The organism is Oribacterium sp. (assembly GCF_057249185.1).
Genome location: NZ_DBHIGR010000102.1, coordinates 1 through 7864 on the forward strand (window position 1 = coordinate 1; position 7864 = coordinate 7864).

Genomic DNA, 7864 nt, shown 5'->3' on the forward strand with positions numbered 1-7864 from the left:
GAAAAGATGGGAAAATATTTTGGAACAGACGGTTATCGTGGAGAGGCTAACGTGGATTTGACAGCGGATACCGCCTTTAAGGTGGGAAAGTTCTTGGCCTATTATTTTTCGAACAAAGGCACAAAGGAGTGCCGTATTGTTATCGGTAAGGATACCAGACGCTCCAGCTATATGTTTGAATATGCTCTTTCCGCAGGAATTACCGCTGCGGGAGCAGATGCGTATCTGATGCATGTTACCACTACGCCTTCCGTTAGCTATATCGTTCGTTCTGAAGACTTTTCCTGCGGAGTAATGATTTCCGCCTCCCACAATCCTTTCTATGACAATGGTCTTAAGGTCATCAATGAAAATGGGGAAAAGGTTTCCGATGATTTTATTGCGGAGATTGAGGCCTATCTGGATGGAGAAACCGAGGAAGTTCCTTTAGCCAACGGGGATAAAATCGGAAGAACCGTAGACTTTGCCGCAGGAAGAAACCGTTATATCGGCTATCTGATTTCTTTGGCAACCCGTTCCTTTAAGGGAAAGAAGATTGCTTTGGACTGTGCCAACGGTTCCGCATCTTCCTGTGCCAAGGCGGTATTTGATGCCCTGGGAGCGGATACCCATGTACTTTCCAATGATCCTAACGGCTACAACATTAATGCCAACTGCGGTTCTACCCATATGGAAGCCTTGCAGGAGTATGTGAAGAACGGGGATTGCGAAATCGGCTTTGCCTATGACGGAGATGCGGATCGTTGTCTCTGTGTAGACAGTGACGGAGAACTGGTGGACGGAGATCAAATTCTCTACCTTTGCGGAAAAAATATGCGGGATAAGGGGCAGTTAAAGGACAATAAAATTGTAACTACCATTATGTCCAACTTTGGCTTATACAAGGCCTTGGATGCGGCAGGCCTTTCCTATGAAAAGACCAAAGTAGGGGACCGCTATGTTTATGAAAATATGGCAGAGAATGGATATTCCTTGGGAGGTGAGCAGTCCGGACATATCATCTTTATGCGGCATGCCACTACCGGGGACGGAATTCTCACCAGTATTAAGCTGATGGAAGTGCTTTTAGAGGAAAAGAAGAGTCTTAAGGAAGCTTTGGCGGAGTATCAGCGTTTTCCACAGGTACTAAAGAATGTTCGGGTGAAAGATAAGCTTTTGGTGGAGCAGAATGAAACCGTACAGGAGGCGGTGAAGAAGGTGGAGGAAAGCTTGGGAGAGGATGGAAGAATTCTCCTTCGTGCTTCCGGAACAGAGCCTCTGATTCGTGTTATGGTGGAGGCTTCCAAGGAAGAGCTTTGTGAGAAATATGTAGAGGAAGTTATAGCTGTTATGAAAAAGGAAGGACTAGTCCTTTCCTAAGTTTATTGATAGAGTAAAAGGAATCCCTGCAGAGCTTGGAAAAGCTTGTTTGGCAGTACAGGGTAGACTCAAAATAAGAAGTAAGTAAGAGTAGTAGTGGAAAAATACAATAGGAGGTAAGAATGGATCAGGTAAAGCGTTACAGAAAATTTCCGATTTTCCGTTATCCGGAAAGAACTTGGATGGATCAGGAAATCACTAAAGCACCGATTTGGTGTTCTGTGGATTTAAGGGATGGAAACCAGGCTCTTGTGGATCCCATGACCGTAGAAGAAAAGGTGGAATTTTTCCAACTCCTATGTAAGCTTGGTTTTAAGGAGATTGAAGTCGGTTTTCCTGCGGCTTCTCAGATTGAATTTGATTATTTACGAACTTTGGTGGAGAAGAATCTGATTCCGGAGGATGTTACGGTTCAGGTTTTGGTACAGTGTAGAGAAGAGCTTTTGGAAAGAAGCTTCCAGGCTCTCCAAGGAGTAAAAAAGGCTATTGTGCACATTTATAACTCCACTTCCATTTTGCAAAGAGATGTGGTTTTCGGAAAGTCCAGAGAGGAGATTACCGCCATTGCCCTTTCCGGTGTGGAAATGGTGAAGCGGCATGAAAAGGATTTTTCCGGAGAGCTTCGTCTGGAATATTCTCCGGAAAGTTTTACCGGAACGGAGATGGATTATGCTTTGGAAATCTGTAATGCGGTGATTTCCGCCTGGGGAACCAAGGCGGGAAGGGAGATTATCATTAACCTGCCTAATACCGTAGAGATGCATAGCCCCAATGTCTATGCGGATCAGATTGAGTTTATGTCCAAAAACATGAAGGAAAGAGAGCATGTGATTCTTTCCGTGCATCCCCATAATGATAGAGGAGAGGGAATTGCCTCTGCAGAGCTGGCCCTTCTTGCCGGAGCACAAAGAGTCGAGGGAACCCTTTTCGGAAATGGAGAAAGAACCGGAAATGTCGACATTTTAACCCTGGCTTATAACCTTTTCTCCCACGGCATCGACCCTAAGCTGAATCTGGAAAATGTTCGGGAAATTCAGGAGGTTTATGAGCGTTGTACCAAGATGAGTGTGCCGGATCGTCATCCCTATGCTGGAAAGCTGGTATTTACCGCCTTTTCCGGCTCCCATCAGGATGCCATCAATAAGGGTGTATTGGCCATGCGGGAACGAAAGAACCCCTTCTGGGAGGTGCCTTATCTTCCCATTGACCCTGCAGATATCGGAAGACAGTATGAGCCTGTGGTTAGAATCAATTCCCAGTCCGGTAAGGGCGGAGTTGCCTTTATTCTGGACTTTGATTACGGCTATAAGCTGCCCAAGGCAATGCAGAGAGAATTTGCGGATTATATTCAGAAGATTTCCGAGCAGGAGGGCGAGGTAAATCCGAAGAGAATATTAGAGGTATTCCGGGAGGAATATGTGGAAGCCAAGGCTCCGTTATTCTTCAAGAATCTTCGTACCACCGATGTGGAAGGAGAGGGAGATTCCTACATCAGCTTTATTAACCTGACCTTTGAAAATCGCGGTGTACTGCGAGAGGTTTCCGGTCAAGGATCCGGTCCTATCGAGGCGGTAATCAGTGCCTTGAATAAGGAATTCAAGCTGGCTTTAAAGGTTGTGGATTATACAGAGCATGCTCTTAGTGCAGGTTCCTCTGCAAAGGCGGTATCCTATATTCAACTTGTGGAGGAGAATAGCGGGAAATCCGGCTTCGGTGTGGGAGTTTCCTCCAACATTACCCGTTCCTCCGTTAGGGCGATTTTCAGTGCGATGAATCGTCTGCTTTTCCCGGAAGAGGCTGAGGCGGAAGGAAAGCGTAGAGTGGCGGAAGAAAGAAGCTCTTAAAGCAAGACTAAGTAGAATACAGGTTAAAGCAAAACTAAGTAGAATACAGCTTAAAGCGAAACTAAGTAGAATACAGAAGGGAGAAAAGTATGCACATCGTTTACGGAGTCAATGAGGCCTTTATGCCGATTCTTGCGGTGTCACTTTCCTCTCTTCTTTTGCATGCGGAGGGAGAAGCTCTTCATTTTCATATCCTATCCTTGGGAATAGAAGAGGAAAGTAAGGAAAAACTTCGGCAATATGTGGAGACGGAAGGACAGAAAATTAGCTTTTATGATTTGGAAGAGAAATTATCCGAATGGAAGGAAAAGCTTCCCGGCCTTTTCACCGGAAAATTTTCCAAAGCTACCCTGCTTCGACTCTTTATCCCTTCCACACTTCCGGAAACGATTACCAAGGCTTTGTACTTGGATGCGGATACAGTGGTGCTCCAATCCATTTTGCCCCTTTATCATTTAAAGCTTGGAGATAAGCTTTTGGGCATGGCTCCGGAGCCCAGTATTTATAAAAAGCATAAGGAATTTTTATCCTTAGCGGAGGAAAGTCCCTACTATAATGCGGGAGTGATGCTTATGAATCTTTCATTGCTTCGGGAGGAAGGAATGGAAGAAAAATGTCTTCGCTATTATCAAATGAAGGAAGGTCAGCTTCCTTTTAATGACCAGGACATTTTGAATATGGTGTGTAAGGGACGGATTCGCTCCTTGCCCCAGCGTTTTAACTTCTTTTCCAACTATGCTTATGCAAGGTATAGTGCCTTGTGTCGTTTTTCTCCCTGGTATCAGGAGCTGGAAAGCAAAAAGAGTTATTCTCAGGCCAAGGCCCATCCGGTGATTGTCCATTTTGCCGGAGATGAAAGACCTTGGAGAGAAGGCAATCACAATTATTATCGCAGAGCCTTTGACTATTATGCGGAAGAAAGTCCCCTTTCGTTGGAAAAGGAAAAGGGAAAGCAGGGCTATTTATTTTGCTACCATGTCCTAAATCTCCTGACTTTTGTATTCCCTAAGCTTCGGGAGAAGGTGGGAGAGCTTTATTATCGTTCTATGGGGAAGGAAAACTAATGTCCTGTGCTATAGTGATTTTAAATTATAATGATTTGGAAAATACCCTTCGGCTATATAAAGAGCTGAAGGATTTTTCCGTGTTAACGAGAATTTATATCGTGGATAATGCCTCCACGGATAGTAGCAGGCAGACTTTAGAGAAGATTAAAGACCATAAGTGTAAACTGATTTTTGCCAAGGAAAATAAGGGCTATGGGGCAGGAAACAATCTGGGCTTTCGTGCCGCTTTCTCCGAGGGGATGGACCACTGTTTTTTGGCCAATCCCGACACCCGTTTTCAGGAAGCTTACTTTGAAAATGTTCTGTCTGTTTTTGCAAAGGAGAAGCAGGTGGGATTGGTCTCCGGCAGAATGAAGGACCCTTACGGAAAACAGGCTACCGCTTGGCCTTTACAAAGCTTTTTGAAAAACCTTCTGAGCATGGGGCCCTTTAGCAAGAGGATTTTTTCTTCCCTGCTCTTTTACCCTAAAGCCTATTTGGAACAAAAGCCCTATGTGAAGGTGGATGTGCTGCATGGCTCCTCCCTTTGTATTTCTAAAGAGGCATTCCTAAAGACCGGGGGCTATGACGAGGACTTCTTCCTTTATGAGGAGGAAAAGGTACTTGGACAAAAGCTGAGAAGGGCAGGCTACACATCCTATCTTTGTACGATTTGTTCTTACCTTCACGAGGATAGCGGTAGCACCAAAAAATCCTTGAAATCCTTGGTGCAAAGACAAAAGCTTCGGCAGCAGTCCGAGGCATTGTATGCCCGAAAATACCTCCATGCCAATTTTTTGCAAATGTTTTTCTTAAAAGCTATGCAGACCGTTATTTTGGGAGAAACCTTATTGTATTCTCTTTTCTTATCGAAATAAGTCGGAATCAAGAATGGTAGAGGCTTAATTTCATGGTAGCAAAAAAGTAATAGAAGACAGATGATTTTATGGTAGCAACAAAGTAATAGAAGAGGCTTAATTTTATGGCAGCAACAAAGTAATAGAAGACTAAAAGAGAGGAATTGCTGAAATGCATTGTGTGATTTTATGTACTTATAATGGGGAGAAATATCTGGAAAAGCAGATTAGATCCATTATGGAGCAGGATAGGGAGGATTTTTGCCTCCTTTATTCTGATGACGGTTCCACCGACAGTACAAAAGCAATCCTTCAAAGCATGCAGGAAAAGTATGGAAAGAGAATGATGGCTTTCCCAAGACCTATGAAAACCGGAAGTCCGGCAAAGCATTTTCTCTCTATCCTTTCCGCCTTGGCCAAGGGAGAAGTGGAGATCGACAACTTAGAGTATATTTTCCTTGCAGATCAAGATGATGACTGGTTTCCGGACAAGCTTTCCAAAACGATTTCCGTCATAGGAGAGGAAGAAAGAAAGTTTGGGGAAAGCCTTCCGATTCTCTGCCATACCGATTGTTCCTTGGTGAATATGGAGGGAAAGCTCCTGGCCAAATCCTATAGAAGATATCAGAAATTACCGGGAGCATCCTACCGTTTTTCTCGCCTGCTTTTGCAAAACCATGTGACAGGAGCCTCTGTGGGAATTAACAAGGCTTTGCTGCAATATTGCAAGGAAATTCCTGAGCAGGTGAAGATGCATGACCATTGGCTGGCTTTGCTGGCAAACTGCTTTGGGGAAATTCAATATTTGCCCTATGCCACTTATGCTTACCGGCAGCATGGAGAAAATGTCTTAGGGGCAAAAAAAGCCAGTATATTGCAGGAATGTGGAGACAGGCTGGCGGCTTCCGGAGAAAAGGATAAGGAAGAGATTATTCATACTTCTTACCGGGCATTGTTTGCCCAGGGGAGAGAATTGAAGCGTTTATTTGGAGATGAGCTTCCGGAAATCAAAAGGAAGGTTTTAGAGGCGTTCTTATCCTTAGAGGGAAAAAGTCGACTGGGGAAAATCACCACCATGGCCCTCTTCGGCATTTACCCCTATCCTCTGTATCGGGGCATCGGAGCAATGCTGTTTTTGGATAGTTAAGTGCTTAGAAACTTATGAGCCAAGAGATTAGAGTCATATTAGACAATAGCTTATGTGGCTTAATAATCAATAAAGTGTATGGCTTAGATTATGGAAGAAAGGAGGCGTAATGGAAGAAAAACCATTAATTTCCGTTTGTATTGTGACCTACCGGCATAAGGACTATATCGGAAAGTGTTTAGACAGTATTCTTTCCCAGAAGGGGGATTTTTCTTTGGAAATCCTTCTTCATGATGATGCCTCCACAGACGGAAGTCAGGAGATTATCCGTTCTTATCAGGAGAAATATCCGGAGATCCTTTTTCCAATCCTACAGTCGGAAAATCAGTATTCTCAGGGGAAAAGAAATATTACCGGAATCTTTAACTTTCCCAGAGCCAAGGGGGAATTTATTACCGTAATTGACGGGGATGATTTTTACCTTCGGGAAGACAAACTGGAAAAGCAGATGGAAGCCTTGCAAAAAGAAGAAGAGGCTGTTCTTTGCTTTCATCCGGCAAAGGTTTTGCTCCCCGACGGCAGGGAAGGCCCAAAAGACTTACTTCGTCCCTATTCGGAGGGGAAAATATTGGAAGGAAGAGAGCTAATCAACCATCCTAAGGGGATTGCCTTTTCCTCTATGTTTTTTAGAAGAAGCTTAATTGAAAAGCTTCCGGACTTTTACTATGCCTGTCCGGTGGGAGACAGACCTATAGAGTTGATGGCGGCCTTGGCCGGAAAGGCGGTATACTTGCCGGAGGAATATACCGCCTATCGCTTTCATTTGCAAAGCTCCTGGACGGAAAGGGAAAAAGGACGGCAGCAGCAGGAAAAATATCTTTCAGAGATGAAGAATTGCTATAAGCTCTTTTTAGAAGAGTCCAAGGGGGAATATAGCTTGGAAATAGAGGAAGCTATCAATAGACTCAGCTTTTCTATAGCACTGAATCTAAGGGATTTTTCTGAAATTTATCAGAAGGAATATAGAGCCTATTTACAAGAAATGTCTTCCCGTGAGAGAGTCCTGCTTCGCTTGGAGCGGTACTGTCCCAAGCTTTATCGCTTCTTACAGAAACAGTTCGGTATGGAGCGGAAGAAATAAATAGAAGAGCATTTTCAGTGAAAGAGAAAGAGCAGCTTCGGCAAAGCAAAAAGAAATGTAAAAAAATCAAAGGACAGTAAGGTAAAGTACGGTAAGGCAAGGACAATAAGGAAAAGGATAGTAAGGCAAAGTACAGTAAGGCAAAGTACAGTAAGATAAAAGACAGTAAGGCAAAAGATAGTAAGACAAAGGATAGTAAGGAGAATGCTATGGGGGAAATGACGCAAAATAAAGAGGGATGGAAGGGAAAAATCCTTTCCGGCCTTTTTTGGCGTTTCCTGGAGCAGATTTCTTACCAGGGCATACAGCTGATTTTCTCCCTGTTTCTTCTTCGGATTTTGGATACGGAAGAAGTAGGGGCGGTTAGTGTCATCAGCATCTTTATCACCATTGCCAATACCTTTATTCAATCCGGTTTTTCTCAGGCGCTGATGCAGAAAAAAGAAATCAAAGAGGAAGATTATTCCTCCGTGTTTTATCTGACCTTGGCTTTGTCCGGAGGAATCTACCTCCTGTTTTACGGCATAAGC

7 protein-coding genes are annotated in these 7864 nt (G+C 43.9%); all 7 read left to right on the top strand.

Translation table 11 applies throughout. The features are described 5' to 3' along the window. The first annotated feature begins 6 nt into the window (after positions 1 to 6). Positions 7 to 1359 (top strand): phosphoglucosamine mutase, encoded by a 1353-nt coding sequence (gene glmM, locus ACO4PX_RS06720; RefSeq protein WP_485572062.1) that lies wholly within the window; start codon positions 7 to 9, stop codon positions 1357 to 1359. A gap of 122 nt (positions 1360 to 1481) precedes the next feature. Beyond that, positions 1482 to 3203, top strand: coding sequence for a 2-isopropylmalate synthase (gene leuA, locus ACO4PX_RS06725; protein ID WP_485541861.1), 1722 nt, complete (start codon positions 1482 to 1484; stop codon positions 3201 to 3203). 89 nt (positions 3204 to 3292) lie between these two features. Further along, entirely contained in the window at positions 3293 to 4267 is a 975-nt protein-coding gene (locus ACO4PX_RS06730) for a glycosyltransferase family 8 protein (protein WP_485572058.1), read from the top strand. Further along, positions 4267 to 5127 carry a glycosyltransferase gene (locus ACO4PX_RS06735; protein WP_485572059.1) on the top strand — a complete coding sequence of 287 codons (861 nt, stop codon included), beginning with the start codon at positions 4267 to 4269 and terminating at the stop codon, positions 5125 to 5127. Before ACO4PX_RS06730 ends, ACO4PX_RS06735 begins: the two co-directional genes overlap by 1 nt. 151 nt (positions 5128 to 5278) lie before the next feature. Continuing rightward, on the top strand, positions 5279 to 6253 hold the full coding sequence (locus ACO4PX_RS06740) for a glycosyltransferase family 2 protein (protein ID WP_485541866.1): 975 nt from the start codon (positions 5279 to 5281) through the stop codon (positions 6251 to 6253). A 109-nt stretch (positions 6254 to 6362) separates the two neighbouring features. After that, positions 6363 to 7334 carry a glycosyltransferase family 2 protein gene (locus ACO4PX_RS06745; RefSeq protein WP_485572060.1) on the top strand — a complete coding sequence of 324 codons (972 nt, stop codon included), beginning with the start codon at positions 6363 to 6365 and terminating at the stop codon, positions 7332 to 7334. 209 nt (positions 7335 to 7543) lie between these two features. After that, positions 7544 to 7864: oligosaccharide flippase family protein (locus ACO4PX_RS06750; protein WP_485572061.1), on the top strand; the 321-nt coding region annotated here is incomplete at its 3' end.